This window comes from Limnobacter sp. UBA7229 (assembly GCF_002473065.1).
GTDB classification, from domain to species: Bacteria; Pseudomonadota; Gammaproteobacteria; order Burkholderiales; family Burkholderiaceae_B; genus Limnobacter; species Limnobacter profundi.
Map to the genome: position 1 here is coordinate 61,606 of NZ_DKTN01000013.1, position 19,564 is coordinate 81,169.

Annotated in this window: 15 protein-coding genes and 1 riboswitch; of the genes, 7 read left to right on the plus strand and 8 right to left on the minus strand. The window is 53.3% G+C overall.

Translation table 11 applies throughout. The features are described 5' to 3' along the window. Positions 1–18 precede the first annotated feature (18 nt). Both B4C79_RS07100 and nadB read left to right on the plus strand, forming a co-directional pair. Positions 19–2,022, plus strand: coding sequence for a putative bifunctional diguanylate cyclase/phosphodiesterase (locus tag B4C79_RS07100; protein ID WP_291740012.1), 2,004 nt, complete (start codon positions 19–21; stop codon positions 2,020–2,022). A gap of 105 nt (positions 2,023–2,127) precedes the next feature. Continuing rightward, the gene (gene nadB / locus B4C79_RS07105; RefSeq protein ID WP_171097651.1) at positions 2,128–3,729 is read left to right on the plus strand and encodes an L-aspartate oxidase; all 1,602 of its coding nucleotides are present in this window, start codon (positions 2,128–2,130) and stop codon (positions 3,727–3,729) included. 66 nt (positions 3,730–3,795) lie between these two features. On the opposite strand, the gene nadC is transcribed toward nadB, so the two are convergent. Together nadC and nadA are read right to left on the minus strand one after the other, a co-directional pair. Then, positions 3,796–4,662 carry a carboxylating nicotinate-nucleotide diphosphorylase gene (nadC, locus tag B4C79_RS07110; protein ID WP_105028222.1) on the minus strand — a complete coding sequence of 289 codons (867 nt, stop codon included), beginning with the start codon at positions 4,660–4,662 and terminating at the stop codon, positions 3,796–3,798. Then, complete coding sequence (gene nadA, locus B4C79_RS07115; RefSeq protein WP_414673964.1) at positions 4,659–5,840, minus strand: quinolinate synthase NadA; 1,182 nt, start codon at positions 5,838–5,840, stop codon at positions 4,659–4,661. Before nadA ends, nadC begins: the two co-directional genes overlap by 4 nt. 178 nt (positions 5,841–6,018) lie before the next feature. Between nadA and B4C79_RS07120 the strand changes: the two genes are divergently transcribed. From B4C79_RS07120 to B4C79_RS07130, 3 genes are all read left to right on the plus strand, one after another. Next, complete coding sequence (locus B4C79_RS07120) at positions 6,019–6,606, plus strand: hypothetical protein (RefSeq protein WP_171097649.1); 588 nt, start codon at positions 6,019–6,021, stop codon at positions 6,604–6,606. 99 nt (positions 6,607–6,705) lie between these two features. Continuing rightward, positions 6,706–7,026 carry a hypothetical protein gene (locus B4C79_RS07125; RefSeq protein WP_146106631.1) on the plus strand — a complete coding sequence of 107 codons (321 nt, stop codon included), beginning with the start codon at positions 6,706–6,708 and terminating at the stop codon, positions 7,024–7,026. 80 nt (positions 7,027–7,106) lie between these two features. Next, on the plus strand, positions 7,107–8,222 hold the full coding sequence (locus tag B4C79_RS07130; RefSeq protein WP_291739945.1) for a CsgG/HfaB family protein: 1,116 nt from the start codon (positions 7,107–7,109) through the stop codon (positions 8,220–8,222). 110 nt (positions 8,223–8,332) lie between these two features. On the opposite strand, the gene B4C79_RS07135 is transcribed toward B4C79_RS07130, so the two are convergent. Beyond that, on the minus strand, positions 8,333–9,643 hold the full coding sequence (locus B4C79_RS07135; RefSeq protein WP_105028218.1) for a hemolysin family protein: 1,311 nt from the start codon (positions 9,641–9,643) through the stop codon (positions 8,333–8,335). Between the two features lie 264 nt (positions 9,644–9,907). Continuing rightward, entirely contained in the window at positions 9,908–11,824 is a 1,917-nt protein-coding gene (gene thiC / locus B4C79_RS07140) for a phosphomethylpyrimidine synthase ThiC (RefSeq protein ID WP_105028217.1), read from the minus strand. 265 nt (positions 11,825–12,089) lie between these two features. On the opposite strand from thiC, the gene B4C79_RS07145 reads away from it, so the two are divergent. Then, positions 12,090–12,650, plus strand: coding sequence for a cob(I)yrinic acid a,c-diamide adenosyltransferase (locus tag B4C79_RS07145; RefSeq protein WP_105028216.1), 561 nt, complete (start codon positions 12,090–12,092; stop codon positions 12,648–12,650). 25 nt (positions 12,651–12,675) lie between these two features. Here B4C79_RS07145 and B4C79_RS07150 read toward each other — a convergent pair whose 3' ends face one another. The 4 genes from B4C79_RS07150 to mscL form a co-directional block, all read right to left on the minus strand. Further along, the gene (locus B4C79_RS07150) at positions 12,676–14,736 is read right to left on the minus strand and encodes a site-specific recombinase (protein WP_291739572.1); all 2,061 of its coding nucleotides are present in this window, start codon (positions 14,734–14,736) and stop codon (positions 12,676–12,678) included. A gap of 44 nt (positions 14,737–14,780) precedes the next feature. Then, the gene (locus tag B4C79_RS07155) at positions 14,781–16,598 is read right to left on the minus strand and encodes a glutamine--tRNA ligase/YqeY domain fusion protein (protein WP_291739571.1); all 1,818 of its coding nucleotides are present in this window, start codon (positions 16,596–16,598) and stop codon (positions 14,781–14,783) included. A gap of 46 nt (positions 16,599–16,644) precedes the next feature. Then, a complete protein-coding gene (locus B4C79_RS07160; RefSeq protein ID WP_105028213.1) occupies positions 16,645–17,934 on the minus strand; it encodes a D-amino acid dehydrogenase in 1,290 nt (429 codons plus the stop codon). A 54-nt stretch (positions 17,935–17,988) separates the two neighbouring features. Beyond that, positions 17,989–18,104, minus strand: a riboswitch (glycine riboswitch). Between the two features lie 130 nt (positions 18,105–18,234). Beyond that, a complete protein-coding gene (gene mscL / locus B4C79_RS07165; protein ID WP_105029795.1) occupies positions 18,235–18,675 on the minus strand; it encodes a large conductance mechanosensitive channel protein MscL in 441 nt (146 codons plus the stop codon). 142 nt (positions 18,676–18,817) lie between these two features. Here mscL and B4C79_RS07170 point away from each other — a divergent pair, with 142 nt between their 5' ends. Further along, a complete protein-coding gene (locus tag B4C79_RS07170; RefSeq protein ID WP_291739570.1) occupies positions 18,818–19,543 on the plus strand; it encodes a YebC/PmpR family DNA-binding transcriptional regulator in 726 nt (241 codons plus the stop codon). The last annotated feature ends 21 nt before the right edge of the window (positions 19,544–19,564 follow it).

Sequence of the window (19,564 nt, forward strand, 5' to 3'; positions counted from 1 at the left end):
TCGCAAATTCGATACGGCATGCTTTCATCGCAAAAAAACGGGCTGTTGCGCGCGCTGATCGCCAACAGCACCGTCATCTCGCTTAACTCACGCACGTTACTGGTTTGCGTTACAGCGCTGTTGGCCCTGTCACTTAGCATTTACGCCATTTTGAATAATCAGTTCAGTGCACAACATGCCGAACGCATAGATCAACTGCTCATTGCCAAAGCCCAAGCCATTGACCACAAGGACCACTCCGGGCACAACCACGCAATGGCCATGACGCCGGTGTATTACCACTCCGGCAATATTGAGGGTGCACAAGGCACACTGCACTGGCCCAAAGATTGTGAACTTTCCCAAGCCCCATCGGGATCAAAAATTCAGCGATTCAAGTGCGAAAACGGCGTTCGCCTGCACGCACTTCAGGCCATGCTGCCCCTGGAAGACTCGGCGAATCAAACAATCACCCTGTGGGCCACGCACATTCCAAATGCCTCACTGCTCAACATGCAAGTTGAAGACATTCTTGGACTTACCGCCCTGGTGCTGGTCATCAGCACCTTGTGCAGTCGCTGGATCAGTCAGTCCATCACCCAACCCCTGGGAGAAATTACCACCAGCGCGCAACTCATGGCCGAGGGAAATTACGATTGGCGACTTCCTGAAAGCTCCATTGGCGAAATCAACCAGCTGGCGTTCACCTTCAACCACATGGCGAAGAGCCTGCAAGAACGCGACAAGGTGATTCGGCGCACCGCCTACAAAGATCAATTGACGGGGCTGGACAACCGCGCGTATTTAACCCTTGCCCTGCGAGAACGTACGCAAAGCGCCCGCGAACCGTTGAGCATTGTGATTTGGGGAATCGACAACCTGGACAATATCAATGAAGTGCTGGGGCATGATGTTGCGGACAAAGTGTTGGTTAAAGTGGCACGCAAAGCCAGTCGCATTTGCCAGGAAAACCTGGTGATTGCGCGTCTTGAAGGCAATATTTTCTGCATGCTTTTGCCACGAGAATTGCTGGAAAGCATGCTGAAAAAACACACCCTGAAACGCATGTTGCATGGTTCACTGCGGGTACAGAACTATCAACTGGACATTCAAAGCCATGCGGGCCTTGCGCACTATCCCGAGCACGGTCAATGCCCCGAAACGCTAATGCGCCGGGCTGAAATTGCTCGCCAACTGGCCAAAAAAACACGCCAAACCAGCATTGTTTTCGAGGCGCGGCTTGAACAGCGTTCGGCCAATCGGCTTGAACTGATTGCCCAACTGCGCAAAGCCATTACAGACAACGAATTCTGCCTGTTTTTTCAACCCAAATTGAACCTGCGCACCAACAGCATTAACCAGGCGGAAGTGCTCTTGCGCTGGAACCACCCTGTTCACGGTTTGATTGCGCCTGGGGCCTTTATTGAACTTGCCGAGCAAACCGGCATGATCCGCGACATTACGCGCCTGGTTCTCAAACAAACCTACGCCATCATTACGCTGTGTGCCAATCAAAACATCAGGTTGTCAGTCAATCTTTCCGCGATGGATCTGGAAGATTTCAGCCTGATTGATTTCATGCAAACTTTGCACAAGCAGCAACCCGATGCCTCGCGCCATATTGTGTTGGAAATCACTGAAAGTGCAGCCATGCGAGACCCAGAGCAAGCGTTGGACATACTCAATCAGTTGGCTGCCATGCATTTTCAAATCGCGGTGGATGACTTTGGCACGGGCTACTCCTCACTGGCCTATTTGAAGCGCTTCCCGGTCACCGAATTGAAAATTGACCGCTCACTAGTGCAGGGCGCAGACCTGGACACGGATGGTCAGATCATTCTTGAATCAACCATCGAAATGGGCCACATCATGGGCTTGCTGGTCACCACCGAAGGTGTAGAAACCCAGTCCGAATACGAACTGGTTAAAAAGCTGGGGGCCGACTATGTTCAAGGCTTCTGGCTGTCCAAACCCATGCCGTTTGACGAATTCAAACTGAAACACCTGGTTGGCAACCACGACCAGCTGGTCCAACACCTCTAAACGGCTCAAATAGCACATCAAAATTGGTCGTATTTGACCCGGGCACCCTCGGCTTCGATATGATGTGAGCATGACAATTCACACATTCAAAGCATCACCGTGAAAATGAAACAGTTCGATGTCGCCATCATTGGCAGTGGTTTGGCAGGATTAACCACCGCCCTACAATTGGCCGACAAGCTCAAAGTGGCCATTATTTGCAAACGCTCGGTTTCCGACTCGGCAAGCCGTTGGGCCCAAGGTGGCATTGCCGCTGTGCGCGACCCTGCCGACAGCGTGGCCGAACATGTGCAAGACACCCTGGTAGCGGGTGGCGGCCTGTGCGAACGTGATGCCGTGCAATTCATTCTGGAAAACGCATCCAAATCCATCGACTGGTTGGTGGAACAAGGTGTGCCGTTTTCTCGCGAAGACGAAGAAGGCCCCAGCAATACCGAACCCAACGGGTTCCACCTGACCCGAGAAGGCGGGCACAGCCGCAGGCGAATCCTGCACGTGGCCGATGCCACAGGCGATGCAGTACAAACCACGCTGGAAGCCAAAGCGCGCAACCACCCCAACATTCAATTGTTTGAACACCACATGGTGATCGACCTGATCACCGGCGACCGGCTAAGCGAGAAAAAGGCCGGCATTTTGGGTGCTTACGTTCTGGACGAACAATCGCAACGCGTACTCACCCTGACCTGCCCTTACATTGTGCTGGCTTGCGGCGGCGCGGGCAAAGTGTACAACTACACCACCAACCCCGACACAGCCACGGGTGACGGGATTGCCATGGCCTGGCGTGCAGGATGCCGAATTTCCAATATGGAATTCATCCAGTTCCACCCCACCTGCCTGTACCACCCCTATGCCAAAAGCTTTTTGATTACCGAAGCGGTGCGCGGCGAAGGTGGTTTGCTGAAACTGCCCGATGGCACACGCTTCATGCCCGAGCACGACGAACGGGCAGAACTGGCACCGCGTGATGTGGTGGCGCGCGCCATCGACTTTGAAATGAAAAAACGCGGCCTGGATTGCGTGTACCTGGACATCAGCCATGAACCGGCTGAGAAACTGAAAAAACATTTCCCTACCATTTACAAACGTTGCCTTGAACTGGGCATCGACATCACCAAGCAAGGCATTCCTGTTGTGCCTGCTGCGCATTACACCTGCGGTGGCGTGGTCACCGACCACAATGCCCGCACCGACATTCCCGGCCTGTATGCCGTGGGCGAAACAGCCTACACAGGCCTTCACGGTGCCAACCGGCTGGCCAGCAACAGCCTGCTGGAATGCGTGGTATTGGGGCAAGCTGCCGCCAACCACATTTTGACCAAACCCAACCGCGAAACCATGGGACTGCCGGATTGGGACGAAAGCCGGGTTACCGACCCAGATGAAGAGGTGGTGATTTCCCACAACTGGGCAGAACTTCGCCAGACCATGTGGAACTACGTGGGCATTGTACGAACCGACAAACGCCTGGAACGGGCGCAGCACCGCATCCAATTGCTTCGTGCCGAAATTCTGGAGTTCTACAGCAACTTCCGCGTAAGCCGGGATTTGCTGGAATTGCGCAACCTGGTGGACGTGGCCGATTTGATCGTGACCAGCGCACTAAGCCGCAAGGAAAGCCGTGGTTTGCATTTCAGTGCCGACTACCCGGGCACCCTGCCCAAAGCATTCCCCACGGTGTTGCAACGACCCAAGAAAAAATGAATATGCGTGATTTCAAGGGAATCGGACAACCCCGTCGGGTTGACGCACCAAACCAACAATTCGCGCTCACTCCATTACTCGAAGCGAATAATCCACCGCCGTAACGTCTTTCGTGAGCGCCCCGATCGAAATGCGGTCCACACCAGTCTCGGCAATGGCTCGCACCGTGTGCTCGTTTACCCCGCCTGATGCTTCCAGAATAGCCCTGCCTTTGTTCACCTCAACGGCCACACGCATGGCCTCCAGCCCAAAGTTGTCCAGTAGCACCGACTTGGCACCAGCTTGCAGCGCCTCCTCAAGCTGAACCAAACTTTCAACCTCAATTTGCACACTCACATGCGGCGCACCCAAGGCATCGGCATTGGCCAGCACCGGGGCAATTCCTCCCGCAGCCGCAATGTGGTTTTCCTTGATCAAAATACCGTCGTACAACGCCAAGCGCTGATTCAAACCGCCCCCAACCCGCACAGCGTACTTTTGAGCCAAACGCATGCCGGGCAAGGTTTTTCGGGTATCCAGAATGGATGCTTTTGTGCCTTCAATCAGGCGCACAAAATGGCGTGTTCGGGTAGCCACTGCAGAAAGCAACTGCAAATAATTCATCGCTGAACGCTCGGCCGTCAGCAAAGGCCGGGCATGGGCATCAATCTCACACACCACTGTGCCAGGCTGAACCTCGTACCCCTCAGGCACTTGCCAACGCACCAAAGCATCCGGGCACAGTGCATTGAACACCCCGTTGAACCAGTCCTGCCCACACACCACCGCCTTGTCGCGGCACAGCAGCTGCGCCTTGCAGCGCTTGCCCTCGGGCACTAACAGACCGGTCCAGTCTGTATTGCCCATGTCTTCGGCAATCGCATCATGCACATTTTTCAGCAAGGCCAGCTCAAGCGCCGGCCCAAACGATTGAAAGAGTTCTGAACGGCTCATGCTGGCCCCACTCCCTTGTGTGCCTGTTCCAGGCGACCCTGGCCACGCGGCCCGGAAATACCATGTGTTTTCGCGAAATCCAGCATTCGGTCGATGCAACGGTAAGCCTGTTTGCCCAGCGCGGAGTCCACATGCACCTCGCCCAAGCCGGTATCAAACCCGGTCTTCAACACATCGCGCAGGTTTTTCAAACCATTCATGGCCATCCAGGGGCAATGGGCGCAGCTTTTGCAAGTGGCTGAATTGCCCGCGGTAGGCGCCTCAATCAAGGTTTTACCCGGTGCAAACTGACGCATTTTGTGCAAAATTCCGTTGTCAGTGGCCACAATGTAGGTGTCAACACCTGGGGTTTGCGTGGCCTTGATCAGCTGAGTGGTCGAACCCACCACATCGGCCAGTGCCACCACATCGGCTGGCGATTCCGGGTGCACCAACACCATGGCCTGCGGGTGCTGGGCTTTCAGCATTTTGAGTTCTTCAGCCTTGAACTCGTCGTGTACCAGGCACGAGCCCTGCCACAGCAACATATCGGCACCAGTCTGTTTTTGGATGTACTGCCCCAAATGCCGATCGGGTGCCCAAATCAGCTTTTGCCCCTGTGCATGCAAATGGCCCACAATGTCCAAGGCAATGCTTGAGGTCACCATCCAGTCTGCGCGCGCCTTCACGGCAGCACTTGTGTTGGCATACACCACCACTGTGCGATCGGGGTGTTTATCACAAAACGCGTTGAACTCTTCCGAGGGGCACCCCAGGTCCAGTGAACATGTGGCATCCAGGTCTGGCATGAATACGCGTTTCTCGGGATTCAAAATCTTGCTTGTTTCACCCATGAATCGCACGCCCGCCACCACCAGGTTCTGCTGCTTGCTCTCGCGCCCAAAACGCGCCATTTCAAGGGAATCTGAAACACAACCGCCAGTTTCCTCAGCCAGGTCTTGCAATTCAGAGTCCACGTAATAATGCGCCACCAACACGGCATCACGGGCTTTCAGCAAAGCCTTGATCTCCGCCTTCAAGGCAGCCCTTTCGTCGGGCCCCGGTTGCTGGGGCACACGGGCCCACGCCTGGGAGGGTTTACAACTGGTGGAGGGACTGGCCTGTGAGGGCAAATCGAACTCAACAGGCTTGATGTCTACTTGATTCACGGAACGCTCGGTTGGTGACAAGGAAAACACGCATTTTACTCCCTTGGCCCCAGAAAATCCCGGGAATCCAGAACGAAGAACGATCTGAACTTTTGAGTGCTCCCCGTCACTCAAAGGGAGCATTTTCATTAATGCGACAGCGCTCGTTGCCCAAATGCCCGAAGCACTTGTCTTTTTAGCCCTCATCAATACTCTTGGAGCACTCCACATGTTGAAGCAATCCCTTAAATCCTTGTCCATTCTGGCTGCATTGTTGTCCATGCACTCAGTTGCACAGGCCACCTGTCAAGGCAATGACTGTCAAGTTGAAATCGATGCCAATGTTGAATTTGACAGCAGTTATTACCTCAGCCCAAACCACAACGGCATTTTCATTCAAAGCAACACTGGCACCAATGCTGCAATCGTTGATCTGCAAAACGTGGTCATGCGCGACAACGGCGATATCACTGGTTCAGCCCAGGCCGTGGGCAACAACATTGCCATTTCTCTCAGTTCATCATCCAAAGTTCCTGTTCGCCATGTGTCCCAAAGCAACTATGGCGATCAACTGGCGTCAGTCAACCTGTCCCAGCGGAGCACATCAAAAACTGGCGAAGTTCTCATTGAAGCCGTTTCAATTGGCAACAACTTCAGCCTGAATCTTGACAACACAAGCCTGGCCGAATTGTCAGTGGCTCAGTGCAACGTCAGCGACAACGTGGCTGTGGCTGAATACCGTTGGGATCCAACCCGCCTCACAGCGTCAGCTACCGCAGTTGGCAACAACATTTCAATTGGCGGCGCACGTCCTTAATTGAACTTTTTTGCCCCAAGCGACAACCTACAGCCAAAGGTCGCTTGGGGCAAACCCACCCCCATAAATCCCATCCGGAAATACCAAGGAAGCCATCGAATGAAATTACTCAAACTTTGTTTTGCCACTCTTGCCCTGGGCCTTGGCAGCGCACACGCACAAACCTTTGAAGGCAATGTCAGTTCATTCGAAACACCTTTTGGCATGCGCAGCGTCACCGACATCGACTCACCCGCAGGCACACGCCGCGACGCGAATTTCAACCGCACCCAAGTTGACTCTCCAGGCTGGGGGTTCGCCGCCACCGCAATCGGCAACTTGATCAATGTACAAACCGACGGCAACAACAACACCGTTGTCATTAATGCCACACAAATCAACAATGGCGCTCAGAACGCCACGATTGATGGCGGCTTCTGATCCAAAGTCACTTACTGCTCTTGAATACACAAAGGCCCACTATGTCCCGCTATCCGCTTCCAAAATTTGCATTCATCTCGATGCTTGCCGCATCGGCCAGTGCATGTACAACGCTACCCTCCTTCAGTGAAGCGGAGTACGTCAGCCCCTTCGACGGAGCAAGCGTGGTAGAAAATACAACCCGCTACAGCCCTGCACTGGAATGCCTGAGACCCATGGTAGGCGGCCGAGGTCCCAATGCAAAACGGTTTGCAGTCGGGCGGGTCAGTGATTTCACGGGAAAAGAAGACCTGGTCAACGGAAAACGAATCACCCAAGGTGCAGCCTTAATGGTTATTTCTGCTTTGGCAAAAACCGGGGTGCCCATGGTTGAGCGGTTCGACACCTCGATTGCCGACATGGAATTGAAGTACTCCGACAACAAGTTGATCACCGACAACCCGGACAGCAAAGCACATCGGCAAATTTTTTCAGGTTCGCTGCCAGGCTCTGACTATCACATCGTGGGTGGCATCACCGAGGTGAACTACAATATTCGCAGTGGCAGCCTGGAGTCATCCATTCGCTTCATCGGCGCGGCAGCCCGCTACTTTGTCATGAACGTAGCAGTTGATCTGCGTGTAGTGAACACCAAAACACTTGAAGTGGTAAACACACAAAGCCTTCAAAAACAGATTATTGGTACTGAATTGAATGGCGGTTACTTCCGCCTGTTCAGCGATGGCCTGGTCGATGTGAATGCCGCTGAACGAACGCAAGAGCCAATTCAAAAAGGTGTTCGAATGGTGATTGAACATGCGGTGTTCAATATGCTGACCGAGATGAACAATTTGTCAGCACAAAGCTGTGCAAGATTAAGTACAGTCAAACCCGGCGAAATGCGCAGCAATCAAGCCGCCATGAATACGCCAGCCAAACAGCGCAGCAACAATTCAATCGTGCTAACCCCTCCACCCGCTTCAACCTCGGCAGGGCAAGACCCCAGCATTGTGATCGACCCCTACACCGGAGAAATCATTCGCGAAGCAAGCATTGAGAACGCCGCCACCGCGTCATCACAAAGCGAGGTAACTGAGTTGAAAGGCTTGTTTGGCAGTGGCAGCAACGCGCAAACCGCACCGCAGGAATCGACTAGCAACACCACCCGTGAAATGCAGGAAAAACTGCTGTGGGGCAGTCGACCACAGATTCGATAAGCAATTGGGTAACAACGGTTGCGGAGTAAGCAATACGCAGCGCACCAACAAAAAAGCCTCAAGAGTACTTGAGGCTTTTTTAATGGGGTTTTTTACCGGTTTATAGGGTCTTAAGCAGACTCATCCGACTGCACACCATCTTCCTTGATCGGTGAGGCCAAAATTTTGTCAATCCGCTTTTGATCCATGTCCACCACTTCAAATCGCCAACCTTCCCAATCCACCGTGTCTCCGGTGGCTGGCAAGCGCCCTGTCAACAACATCACCATGCCACTCAGGGTGTGGTAACGGCCTTTTTCTTCTTCCGGCACACTCTTGATATTCAAGGTGTCTTTCAGTTCCAGAATGGCAATGGCACCATCCAGCAACCACGAGCCGTCTTCGCGCTGTACAGCCCAAGAGTCTTCCTTGTTGTGCGGGGTAAACTCACCAGTCAGAGCTTCCATCAAATCGTGCAGGGTCACAATGCCTTCAAGTTCGCCATACTCGTCGATCACAAAGGCAATGTCCATGTTGTTGCTGCGGAACTGGGTTAACAGCTCCATGCCCGTCAGGGTTTCCGGCACAAACACACACTGCTGCAAATTGGTTGAAAAGTCGGGCATCTTGCCCTGTGCGGCGTAGGCCAAAGCCTGTTTGGCATGAATTACACCGATCAAGTTGTCAAGGTTGCCATCGACCACCGGGAAGCGTGAATACTGCGATTCAATCACACGCTTCAGATTTTCCTCCTGAGGCAGTCGAATATCGAGATACAACACATCGGAACGGGGAATCATGAGTGAACCCAGCTGGCGATCGTCCAAGCGGAACACATTGCGCAGCATGGTGTGCTCGCTGCTTTCGATGACGCCCGATACCGAACCCTCGTCCAACATGGCGTGAATTTCTTCCTCGGTCACACCGTTGTCGGTGTTTTCTTTCACACCCATAATGCGCAACAAACCGCGGGTCGAAAAAGACAAAAACATGACGAACGGGCGCGTGGCAATTGCTAGAATTTGCATGGGCCTTGCCACCAAGCGGGCAATGACCTCCGGGCTGATTTGCCCCAAACGCTTGGGCACCAGTTCACCGACCACAATTGACACATAGGTAACACCAACAACCACAATGGCTGTGGACACAATGTCTGTCATCGCCACTTCCAGGCCGAAGGTTTGCAACCAAAGCGCCAGTGGTTTGGCCAATACCGCCTCACCCACAATACCGCTCAGCACACCAATCGATGTGATACCAATTTGTACTGTTGACAAAAACTTGGTGGGATCTTCAGACAACTTGAGCGCAACCGCAGCGGATTTGTCACCTTCTGCAGCCAACTTCACCAAACGCGCCTTTCTGGCGGTAACCAGGGCAATTTCGGACATGGCAAACAAGCCATTGGTCACAATAAGACCAATCAGAATCAGCACTTCCACGTCAACTCTCCTCTTTTCAAGGGCAAAACAAGGGTGCCAAGCGCAAGGCTTAAAGGAGCATTGTCAAGCAGGAAGAACTTGGGAAAACGACGCGCAACGAGCGCTTTGAAGGGGGTTGCCAATGACGGCGCGGTGAAGTTTGAGCAACTTCGACAACTGGAACTATCCATATACGGTCGGGAAAGGCCCGAGCACTCCTATCAGAAAAAAACACCGCCTAATCGTACAAAGACGAAGGGGCGGTGTCAATTTTTCTTTTAAAAATCAGGTCTTGTGGTAAATCTCAGACCCTTTCTTGATGAACTCGATCGATTTTTCTTCCATTCCCTTGCTCAAGGCATCTTTTTCAGAAACACCCAGTTTTTCTGCGTATTCACGCACATCTTGGGTAATTTTCATCGAGCAGAAGTGCGGGCCACACATTGAGCAGAAGTGAGCCACTTTCATGCTTTGCTTGGGCAGGGTTTCGTCGTGGAATTCACGGGCCGTATCGGGGTCAAGCCCCAAATTGAACTGATCTTCCCACCGGAACTCGAAACGGGCCTTGGATAAGGCATTGTCTCGAATTTGAGCGCCAGGGTGCCCTTTGGCCAAATCGGCGGCGTGGGCTGCAATTTTGTAGGTGATGATGCCGTCTTTCACGTCTTTTTTGTTCGGTAAGCCCAAGTGTTCTTTTGGGGTCACATAACAAAGCATGGCACAGCCGTACCATCCAATTTGTGCGGCACCAATGCCACTGGTGATGTGGTCGTAACCCGGGGCGATGTCCGTGGTCAAAGGGCCCAGTGTGTAGAACGGGGCTTCATGGCATTCCTTCAACTGAATGTCCATGTTCTCTTTGATCAATTGCATGGGCACATGGCCTGGACCCTCGATCATTACCTGCACATCGTGCTTCCAGGCAATCTGGGTCAATTCGCCCAAGGTGCGAAGCTCGCTCAGCTGCGCCTCATCATTGGCATCCCAAACCGAACCGGGGCGCAAGCCATCACCCAGCGAGAAGCTGACGTCGTAAGCCTTCATGATTTCGCAAATGTCTTCGAAATGCTCATACAAAAAGCTTTCTTTGTGGTGGGCCAGGCACCACTTCGCCATGATTGAACCACCACGAGACACAATACCTGTCATGCGGCTTGCGGTAAGCGGCACATAAGCCAGGCGCACACCGGCGTGAATGGTGAAGTAGTCCACACCCTGCTCAGCTTGCTCAATCAGCGTGTCGCGGAAAATTTCCCAGGTCAGGTCTTCAGCCTTGCCATTGACCTTTTCCAGGGCCTGGTAAATAGGCACTGTACCAATGGGCACAGGGCTGTTGCGCAAAATCCATTCGCGGGTTTCATGAATATGCTTGCCAGTGGACAAGTCCATTACCGTGTCGCCACCCCAACGAATGGCCCAGGTCATTTTCTCGACTTCTTCACCGATTGAAGATGACACAGCCGAGTTACCGATGTTGGCATTGATTTTCACCAGAAAATTGCGACCAATGATCATCGGTTCAATTTCAGGGTGATTGATGTTGGCGGGAATGATGGCCCGACCACGGGCAATTTCATCGCGCACGAACTCTGGTGTAATTTGCTCAGGAATGGACGCCCCAAAAGACTGGCCTGGGTGCTGACGGGTCAGCAAATCAACCATTTTGGCGCCAATTTTTCCACCTGCGTTCTTCAGGCTTTCAATGTATTCCTGGCGGCGCAGGTTCTCGCGAATGGCCACATACTCCATTTCCGGCGTAACAATACCCTGGCGAGCGTAATGCATTTGCGTCACGTTTTTACCGGCCTTCGCCTTGCGCGGTTTGCGCTGCAAGTTGAAACGCAGTTCTGTCAGCTTGGGGTCATTCAGGCGCTCAATGCCGTATTCAGAACTGGGGCCACTCAGCAACTCTGTGTCATTGCGTTCTTCAATCCAGGCATTGCGAATGGCAGGCAAGCCTGAACGAATGTCGATTTTTGCAGTGGGGTCTGTGTAAATGCCGGAGCAGTCGTACACGTAAATCGGCGGATTTTTCTCGCCACCGAATGAAGTGGGTGTGTCGTCTTGTGAAATTTCACGCATGGGCACCTGAATGTCGGGCCGTGAGCCCTGCACATAGACCTTGCGGGAATTGGGAAGCGGCTTGACCGCAGCTTCATCCACCTTCGCGGTGGCTGCGAGGAAATCGGGATTGGCGCTCATGTGTACTCCTGTTGGGCGTGAATCGTTGTGCCGGGTGCATGAACATTCCACCCAGCCAAGCCCAAGGAGCAAAGCCAGTGAAACGCTTCCTGCAAACAGCATTATCTGCACAGGTGTGAGGGTTTTTCTCACCCGGCAACAATTTGCCAGGACCCCTGCGTTAAACTTGAATAAGCTCAAAGTATAGGCCCGCCTGCGTCGTACCTCAATACGCGGTTTGCACAAGGCGCTCTTTTTGTTCAACTTTCTCGGATCACGCAATTCAATGGGCAACAGACTCAGTTCAATCACCACCCGCACTGGCGACGATGGCACCACTGGCTTGGCCGATGGCAGCCGTTTGGCGAAAAACGATCTTCGTGTTCATGCCATGGGCGATGTCGATGAGTTGAACAGCCACATCGGCCTGATATTGACTGAAGCCTTGCCTGAGCGCCTGGCCACCGAACTCACCCGCATTCAGCACGACCTGTTTGATTTGGGCGCAGCCCTGTGCATGCCGGGTTTCGATGTGTTTCCACCCCAAGCAGTGGCGCGGCTGGAAGACTTGATCAAGGAGTTCAATGAACCCCTGCCGCGTCTGGAAGAATTTATTTTGCCTGGCGGCAGCAAGGCCTCTGCTTACACCCACATTGCGCGCACTGTTTGCCGCAGGGCGGAGCGGGTACTGGTGGACTTGAACCAGCAACAAAAACTGCCAGAAGACTTGCTTTTGTACATGAATCGCCTATCGGATTTCCTGTTTGTGGCTTCCCGCTGGATTCACCACAAGAAAGGCGTTCGCGATGTGCAGTGGAAGAAAGGGTTCAACCGCCCACAAGAATAAGTTCGCTTGCAGGCTTGATTAATCGCTACTTCGACTCGGTTTTGGCTGGGCTCACGGCATTGCTGACCGCTGCGCCCGCTTCTTTGGGTGGATAGAAGAACTCGCCAGGGCTCTTGAAAAACCGCTTGAAAATACGCCCCGCCAAAGACAGGCTTTCCAATCTTCGAACACCACGTGCACGTAAGGCGGTAAAAAACGCCAGGCTAAAGCTGACGCCCAGGTTCACCATACCGATCAGGAACACACCCACGGCGGCAATCGCCACCTCAAGCCCGCTCAACATGAATTCATGGGCCTGAATTCCGTAAGCCATGTTTGCCGCGGCAAAGGTAATGTGCCGAATGTCGATTGGCAAACCAAGAATGAGTCCTATAAAACCTGCCGAACCCAACATGCAACCGAAAAAGAAGTTGCCTGCCAAGGCCCCTGTGTTTTTGCTCAAATAATCGGCCAGTTTGTTGGCACGCACCACACCCAAGCGCTTGCGCAACCAGGGCACCTTCCGAATTCTGTCCGGAATACGGTGGTAAATCGACAGGTTATCGTAGTAACCCGCAATAACACCCGCCAAAAACAGAAAAACCCCGGCGATTGCCGCATGGGGCAAAGCTGCCGACAACAAGGGATTGAGCTCCAGCAACATTTTTTCGCCCTTCTCAATTGCCACAGGCGGCTCTCCGAGCAGGAATGTAAGCCCCACAGCCACCACGGTGGCAGTGGCAAATGCTGGCAACACATTGCCCCAAATCGAGATGAATTGGGTGCGTGCAACCTGGGTAATCAAATCAGCCACCCGGTCGGCCGAGCTTAAGCGCCCGTTGGCAGCATCAATGGCCGCTGCGATTCGCGCTGCGGTCATGGCTGGCTGCTTGGTGGCAATGGTGAAACCCAACAGGTGAATGATCACAAAGCCAATGCCGTAATTCAGGCTGAAAAATACGGCCTCCCAAAATGGGGGCAAATGCCAACTTGAAATGCCGGCCTTGAACAAAGAAAGAAGCGCGATAATAACGCCCGCGCCCATGGCCGCTTTGGCCATTTTCCAGTACTCGGCGCGGGTTTCTGTGGCGTACTTCTCACCCGACTGGCTAGCATGTTCAGTAATTCGCAACGCCAGCTTGTCAGTCAAGCCACGCCACAAATCGGTAATGGAATGTTTGCGGTTTTCCTCTTTGGTCAAGGTGCAGAAAAACTGCACGCATGTGCCTACCCGGTTTTCTGTGGGCAAGGCGCCCAGTAGTTGCAGCAGTCGTCGCATGCGGTTGATCGATTGTTCGAGCCGAATCAGCTGCATACTTAAGGTGACTGAAATACCTTGCACGCGAGCCTGCGCATAGGCTTTCTTGATTTGGCCCTGACACTGGTCCAACAACACATCCAGGTGGTCGCCCAAATCGTGCAAGGGCTCCATATTGCTCAGCTTTTCATGGGCCTGCCCAATCATATTGCGCAATTCCAGGTGCTGCTCAACAAAAGGTGAAGTGTGCCGCTCTGAAATACCCAGGCAGCGTACCACTTCGGAATCAATGCCCAGGGCCGCGATTCGCACCGCCAGCATTTCCATGGCCTCAAGCATTTCGTGCTGAATGCGCTTCCACAACGGCATGGCGGGGTCTAACCATTCCAGCACATGAAACAGGCGGGTCCAGCTGGCCACACTGATTGATTCAAGCCATTCATGATCATCTGGTTTGGTGAACATCAGGCTGAGCGATTCACGAACGGTTTTGTCTTCGACCGTGGCCGGCAACAGGCGCTGAAATATCCTGTTTTTCATGGCCTGACCAAATGTTTCATTGCCCAGAATACCGAGCTCGGCAAAGGTATACCGGTAACGTGATTCTTTCAGGAATTGTTCAAGGTAGCCCTTGACCTGCACACGCAGGTCGTTGGACTGCTCAAGCGCTTCCACCAGCATGGAAAATCGCCGCTCGATTTCGAAGTCGGAGCCCGGAGCCCCTTCTCGAAACCATTCCATGAGGTGACACAGGTGGGCAATGTCCGCCTCATGCCTGGTGTCTGGACCCATCCCGTTCAGGATGGTCAGCAGCGCACCTCGAATATTGTAGTTTGGGTTCGTTGCCATATTCTGAATACCTAGTCCGAGGGCTAGTGTACCCGATGAATTGGCTATTTACTCCAACTGTCCTTCAGCGTAGTGGCCCGATTGAACACCGGGTTTTCCAGAGTATGGTCCTTCAAATCAGGCACAAAATAGCCGTGGCGCTCGAACTGGTACACCGTGCCAGACCAGGCATCCTTCAGCCCTGCCTCCAGATAAGCCTTCACTTCGGTCAGTGAATTGGGGTTCAAGCTGTCCATGAAGTTTTTACCACCAGAGTCGGGGTGCTCTTCGGTAAACAGGCGATCGTAAAGGCGCACAGTGGCAGGCAGGCAGTCCTCTGCATCCACCCAATGAATATTGCCTTTCACCTTGTAGTTGTCTGCACCTGGCGTGCCCGATTTGCTGTCCAGAAACACCTGGGCATGCACGGCGATTACTTTGCCGTTTTCATCTTTGTCGCAGCCCGTGCATTCAATCACATAGCCATATCGCAGGCGTACTTTGTTGCCCGGGAACAGGCGGAAAAACTTTTTCTCCGGGTTTTCCTGAAAATCCTCCGCTTCAATCCACAGGCGTTTGCCGATGGTGAACTGGCGCATACCCCAATGCGGGTGGTGCGGATGAACAGGCGCGGTGCACATGTCGGCCCAATCGTCGTCCACGTTGTCCAGGATCAATGGAATTGGGTCGAGCACCGCCACAGCACGGTGGGCAATTGGGTCAAGCGTGTCGCGTAAAGCGCCTTCCAGCACCGAATAATCAATCCAAGAATCGGATTTGGACACGCCAATGCGGGCACAAAACAACTGAATTGCCTCAGGTGTGTAGCCACGACGGCGCAAACCCACAATGGTCGGCATGCGGGGGTCGTCCCACCCATTGAGTTTGTTTTCAGTTACCAGTTGCTGCAATTTGCGCTTGCTGGTGACCACATAGCTTAGGTTCAGACGGGCGAACTCAATCTGCTTGGGCAAGGGGTGGCTTAGAAGGGGCTTTAACACACCGCCATCCGCCGTTTTGTGTTCAGAAGCTAAGTTGTCCAGAAGCCAGTCGTAGAACGGGCGCTGGTCTTCGAATTCAAGCGTACAAAATGAATGGGTTATGCGTTCCAGCGCATCTTCGATGGGATGCGCAAATGTGTACATGGGGTAAATGCACCAGTCATCGCCAGTGCGGTGGTGAAATGCCCGGCGAATGCGGTAAACGGCCGGGTCACGCATGTTCATATTGGGGCTGGCCATGTCAATTTTGGCACGCAGCACCGCAGCGCCATCGGGCAGTTCGCCCGCGCGCATGGCGCGAAAACGGGCCAGGCTCTCAGCGGCTGGGCGATTGCGGAATGGGGAATCCACACCCGCTTGGGTCAAGGTGCCGCGATTGGCACGCATGTCATCTGCATTCTGTTCATCAACGTAAGCCAAACCCGCTTGAATCAGGAATTCAGCGGCTTGGTACATGAATTCGAAATAATCGCTGGCGTAATACAGGTTGTCGTCACCAAAGTTTTCCCAGCGAAAGCCAAGCCAATGCACGGCATCCAGAATGGAATCCGCGAATTCCTCGCTTTCTTTTTCTGGGTTGGTATCGTCAAAGCGCATGTGGCACGCGCCACCGTATTCTTTGGCCAAACCGAAATTCACACAAATGGCCTTGGCATGGCCCACATGCAAGTAGCCATTCGGCTCGGGCGGAAAACGCAGGCGAATGTTCGCGGGATCAGCGGGCGCACCGTCGTGCACATCGGCCCCTCCGGGTTTGCCGGCCCACGGGCGTACCTGATACTCGGGCTTTTTCAAGTCCGCATCAATGATGTTGCGAAGGAAATTCGAGGCGGGGGCGTTGTCGGCCCCGGCATGGGTATTTTTGTTTGCAGAATCAGACATCAGCACATCCTGTTGGCGAATGCGCTGATGTTAGCAAAAACAAGCCTTAGGCAACGGCCAAGGCCTCGCCCTTCTTGGAAGAAATTCCAGTAAATGCGAAATCCAGTTCAGGCTGCTTGCCATTCATGATGGACGCGATTGATCGGCCCGAACCACAAGAATGGGTCCAACCCAAAGTGCCATGGCCTGTGTTCAGGTACAGGTTTGAAATTTTGGACACACCAATGTAAGGCACGTTCGAAGGGGTCGCGGGGCGCAAACCAGTCCAGTACACAGCCTGCTCCGGGTCAGCCATGCCGGGGAACAGCTCCATGACACGGCGGGTAATTGCCTGGCAACGCACATGGTTCAAGTTGGTACTGTAGCCATTCAATTCTGCGGTGCCTGCAATGCGCAACTTGTCGCCCAGACGGCTGAATACCAGTTTGTATTCATCGTCTGTCAGGCTGACTTGTGGGGCCTTGCTGGCGTCGTCGATTTGCAGGGTGGCCGAGTAACCCTTGGCTGGGTAAATCAGCAAATCCACGCCCAGGTCTTTTACCAGCATTGGGCTGTAGCTGCCCATGCACAGCAGGTACTTGTCAGCTTTCAGCACTTGTACTTGACCATCCGCGCCACGCACGCGCACACCGCTGATTTGGCCACCTTCAGTGTCCAAGCCCAGAATGGCGGTGTCGTACTTGAACTCAACGCCTTTTTCCGCGCACAGCTTCGACAGGTTTTGTGTAAACACATGTGCATCGCCGCTTTCATCTGCATCAGTGAAGGTGGCGCCAGCAATTTTGTCTTTCACAGTGGCCAATGCGGGTTCAAGGCGAACTGCTTCTTCTGCGCTGATTACTTTTCGGTCGCAACCAAACTCGCGCATGATTTCAGCAGGTTCCAGTGCATCGTCAAATTCTTGCTGGTTGGTGTAGAAATGCAAAATGCCTTTGGTGAGGCAGTTGTACTGAATACCAGTCTCGGCGCGCAGTTCTTGCAGGGTGCTGCGGCTGAATGTGCCTAGGTTCACCATTTGAATAATGTTATGGCGTGTGCGCTCGGGGGTGCATTCACGCAAAAACTGCATGCCCCAGCGCCACTGGCGGGCATCGGCGCGCAAACGGAACAGCAGGGGCGCATCTTCTTTCATCAACCACTTCAGCACTTTCTTGGGTGCGCCCGGGTTGGCCCAGGGTTCAGCATGGGACACAGAAATTTGGCCACCATTGGCAAAGGAAGTTTCCATGCCTGCGGCAGGCTGACGATCCACCACAGTCACGTCGAAACCTTCTTTTTTCAAAAACCAGGCGGAAGTAATGCCGGTAACACCAGCACCGAGAACAATAGCTTTCATGAGGATAAGGCTCCACAAACAGTAAAAAGGGCTTTCGGCAAACAATTTGCCTTGTAGCCCCTCTCTGTCCGTTTGCCTGAAAGATTCACAACGGGTTGCGTTGCTTGCCTCTTCGGCGGCTGTACTTACGCGGCGATTGGCCGCGCACAGCGCTCTCCAGATTTGAATTCTTGAACCTGTACTGAAGCCTGAGCGTTCATGGGGATTGCGCCTTCGGCGGACCAGCACAGATACGCGCTAGCCACTCTCCAGATTCAGCCTTCAATTGTACTACCGCCGATCTGGAGAAGCCAGTCTAAATTACTTCTTCAAGGAATCACGGATTTCACGAAGCAACAGAATATCTTCAGGAGTGGGTGCTGGCGCGGCTGGTGCGGCCTCCTCTTCCTTGATCAGAGCTTTGGTCAATTTGCTGACCTGACGAACCATCATGAAAATAATGAAGGCCAAAATAATGAAATTAATCAGCACCGAGATAAAGCTGCCATAGGCCAACACAGGCACGCCAGCAGCCTTGACGGCGGCCAGCGTGGGGGCCACTCCCGCCGGAATTTCTGCCAAAGGCAAATACAGATTGGAGAAATCGAGACTGCCAAAAATACGACCCACAATCGGCATGATGACATCATCAACCAGGCTTTTAACGATGCCGCTGAAGGCACCACCAATGATCACCGCCACAGCCAAATCAACCACATTGCCTTTTACTGCGAACGCCTTGAAGTCTTTGAGCAAACTCACGCTGCCTCCTTGTTGAATGTATACCAATGTAAAAGTCCAATACCCGCGCAGATTATCGCTGTGGAATCCTTTCAGGGCAATACGGCGAGTGCCCGGTGGTGATAAAATCGCACCTCTTTGATTCAACAACAGAAAGTGAGCCATGGCAGGACACAGTAAATGGGCCAACATTCAGCACCGCAAAAACCGGCAGGATGAAAAACGCGGCAAGGTGTGGACGAAAATCATTCGTGAAGTCAGCGTGGCGGCCCGAGTTGGCGGTGGCGATGTGGCCACGAACCCACGCTTGCGCCTGGCCATGGAAAAGGCTGCTGCGGCCAACATGCCCAAAGACAACGTGCAGCGCGCCATTGCCAAAGCCACAGGCGAAGCCGAAGGTGTGAATTACGAAGAAATTCGCTACGAAGGCTATGGTGTGGGTGGCGCAGCCGTAATCATCGACTGCATGACGGACAACAAAGTGCGCACTGTGGCTGAAGTTCGCCATGCGCTGACCAAGCACGGTGGCAATTTGGGCACCGACGGTTCTGTTTCTTTCATGTTCAAGCATTGTGGTCAGTTTATTTTTGCCCCCGGCCACAGCGAAGACACGATCATGGAAGTGGCGCTGGAGAATGGGGCCGATGATGTTGTTACTTCCGACGATGGCGTGATCGAGGTAACTTGCCCTGTACCCGATTTTCATACCCTGAAAACCGCTTTTGAAGCGGCGAACATGAAATTCGAAAACGCAGAGCTGACCATGAAACCTGCAAGCGAGACCGAGCTTGAGGGCGACGATGCCATTCGCATGCAAAAAATTATTGACATGCTGGAAGACCTGGACGACGTGCAACAGGTTTACACCAACGTGATCATCAACGAATAAAAAGTACGGAGCACTACACAC

What these genes read in the sequence shown, in the direction of transcription:
- nadC (WP_105028222.1), bottom strand. Translation starts at nt 4,662, where the DNA reads ATGAGCCGTTCAGAACTCTTTCAATCGTTTGGGCCGGCGCTTGAGCTG.
- B4C79_RS07150 (WP_291739572.1), bottom strand. Translation starts at nt 14,736, where the DNA reads ATGGCAACGAACCCAAACTACAATATTCGAGGTGCGCTGCTGACCATC.
- thiC (WP_105028217.1), bottom strand. Translation starts at nt 11,824, where the DNA reads ATGAGCGCCAATCCCGATTTCCTCGCAGCCACCGCGAAGGTGGATGAA.
- nadB (WP_171097651.1), top strand. Translation starts at nt 2,128, where the DNA reads ATGAAACAGTTCGATGTCGCCATCATTGGCAGTGGTTTGGCAGGATTA.
- B4C79_RS07160 (WP_105028213.1), bottom strand. Translation starts at nt 17,934, where the DNA reads ATGAAAGCTATTGTTCTCGGTGCTGGTGTTACCGGCATTACTTCCGCC.
- B4C79_RS07100 (WP_291740012.1), top strand. Translation starts at nt 19, where the DNA reads ATGCTTTCATCGCAAAAAAACGGGCTGTTGCGCGCGCTGATCGCCAAC.
- B4C79_RS07145 (WP_105028216.1), top strand. Translation starts at nt 12,090, where the DNA reads ATGGGCAACAGACTCAGTTCAATCACCACCCGCACTGGCGACGATGGC.
- B4C79_RS07120 (WP_171097649.1), top strand. Translation starts at nt 6,019, where the DNA reads ATGTTGAAGCAATCCCTTAAATCCTTGTCCATTCTGGCTGCATTGTTG.
- B4C79_RS07155 (WP_291739571.1), bottom strand. Translation starts at nt 16,598, where the DNA reads ATGTCTGATTCTGCAAACAAAAATACCCATGCCGGGGCCGACAACGCC.
- B4C79_RS07170 (WP_291739570.1), top strand. Translation starts at nt 18,818, where the DNA reads ATGGCAGGACACAGTAAATGGGCCAACATTCAGCACCGCAAAAACCGG.
- B4C79_RS07130 (WP_291739945.1), top strand. Translation starts at nt 7,107, where the DNA reads ATGCTTGCCGCATCGGCCAGTGCATGTACAACGCTACCCTCCTTCAGT.
- B4C79_RS07125 (WP_146106631.1), top strand. Translation starts at nt 6,706, where the DNA reads ATGAAATTACTCAAACTTTGTTTTGCCACTCTTGCCCTGGGCCTTGGC.